General features: G+C 53.7%; 3 protein-coding genes. All 3 read left to right on the top strand.

Annotation, left to right across the window (positions count from 1 at the left end; genetic code table 11):
- Positions 1-538: hypothetical protein (locus tag ABSG49_RS12170; RefSeq protein WP_424026401.1), on the top strand; the 538-nt coding region annotated here is incomplete at its 5' end.
- A 15-nt stretch (positions 539-553) separates the two neighbouring features.
- A complete protein-coding gene (locus tag ABSG49_RS12165; RefSeq protein ID WP_424026400.1) occupies positions 554-1,360 on the top strand; it encodes a hypothetical protein in 807 nt (268 codons plus the stop codon).
- A 42-nt stretch (positions 1,361-1,402) separates the two neighbouring features.
- Positions 1,403-1,745, top strand: a 343-nt coding sequence (locus tag ABSG49_RS12160; protein WP_424026399.1) for a hypothetical protein, incomplete at its 3' end; no start/stop codon positions are given.

The raw sequence follows: 1,745 nt of genomic DNA, 5'->3' as shown, positions 1-1,745 counted from the left end.
AGCAGCAGCAGACAAAACCGCAGGACTGTACCGGAGCAACACGCAGGGCATCATGCCAATCCAGCTCTATGTCCTGAAGGTCACACAGAGCGACTGGATCAACCTTTCCAATATTCGGGGCATATGGCTCCCGTCTGGGTTTACGGTCACAGCAGCCGCGAACGTTGCGGAAACTCCCACATACGGAACCGCCGCGATCAACAACTCCGGAACAGCATACGGCACTACCGACACGTCAATCGTCGTCCAGACAGCACAGGCAACCCGGAAACCCCCGTATTACATCCTGACAGCGGGCGGAGAGGTCATGTTGTGCGTAGCAGATTCAACGCCAACCGCAACCACCAGCACGCTCACCGTTCAGCGGGGGATGCTCGGCACCACTGCATCAGCTACCGGACTGGCGAACACGAACGTAGTCTCGATCCTGAACCAGATCGTTCTCGGGTCGGCAAGCGTAGGTCCAACGTTCCTCCGTGCAGTACCGTTCACTGGCGAACCGGATTCCGCAACGGTGTTCTCCGTCGTCTCACCGTGAGGGAAGTGATGAACAATGGCATCACCACTCGACTCATTTTTTGAGACTATCCACACCAGCAATATCCTGAGGCAGCGGAAGGATATTACCAGCTACATTCAAGTCAATGAACCGTTTATGATCGGCAGTGTAACCATATGGACGGGCCTCGGTACTCCGGCAGCGGTTGTAACAGCAGTCGGAGCGGGAGACCTCTACATTGACAGAACCGGAGGCAATCTCTGGATTGCAGGGGCAGCCGGAACGGGTAGCTGGACGGAGTTCTCGCCATCCGCAGCTTCATTGTCAACTGGTACGACCATTGGAGGCACTGCGATTAATACCGGTAGCGGCACGCCAAAAAGCGTTGTTACTCCGGGCAGGATCGGGGATATCTACGTTGATTATACCAACGGATTTGTCTGGTCGGCAAATGGCACGACAAACACAAGCTGGCAGTTTCTTGAGGGCAACGGTGCGATACGACAGACCTACGTAGGAACCGTCACGCTCGCGCAGCTCAACGCTGGCAAGGTACTTGTCGCAGGAATTACCGGATACACGCTGACACCGATCTACTATAAGATCGTGGTAAACGGAACAGCGGGTGGCAGTGGCAATGTGGTTCTCGAAGATACCGCAGGGTCTCCAGTTGTCATTACAACAGTCACAGAAGCCGGACTTGCGGGTATCCTGACTTCAGAAGCAGCAGCATCCGGTAAGACAGATGGTGCCGGATTGTATGCCGCTCTGACTTCTGGAAAAGGCATCCAGATCCCGGCATCGGCCAGTCTCACCACGCTTACCAGCCTTACGGTCGTCATCGACTACCTAATTACTTAATTCCTACAAACCTTTTTACCCTCTTTTTATCTATTACTCCTCATGGTGCTTACGAGTCAAGCTAATATCGAAGAATATTCCGGGTTTTCGTACTCGGATTTTAAGATCGCCGGTGTCAAAATGACAGCTCCGCAATGGGCATCGTTCATTTCCGATCTGATCCCTCGCGTAGAACAATGGATGTATCGGTATTGCCGAGTCCCGACATTTGATCCGAGCAGTTCACTCAACCCGATCATCGAGATCCAGAGCGGCAGCGGGCAGACGAACTACGACGATGCAACGCCGGACTATAACCCGCGGGATATCGTATACTACCTTCGCAACCTCTACGCGAACGATGCTTCTTTGGTCGTGCAGGAAGATGTGAACGACAAGAGCCTGC

Origin of the sequence: Methanoregula sp. (assembly GCF_049510175.1) — an archaeon.
Lineage (GTDB): Archaea > Halobacteriota > Methanomicrobia > Methanomicrobiales > Methanospirillaceae > Methanoregula.
Note: the sequence above shows the minus strand (reverse complement) of the source record. Positions and strands in the feature narration are given on the sequence as shown.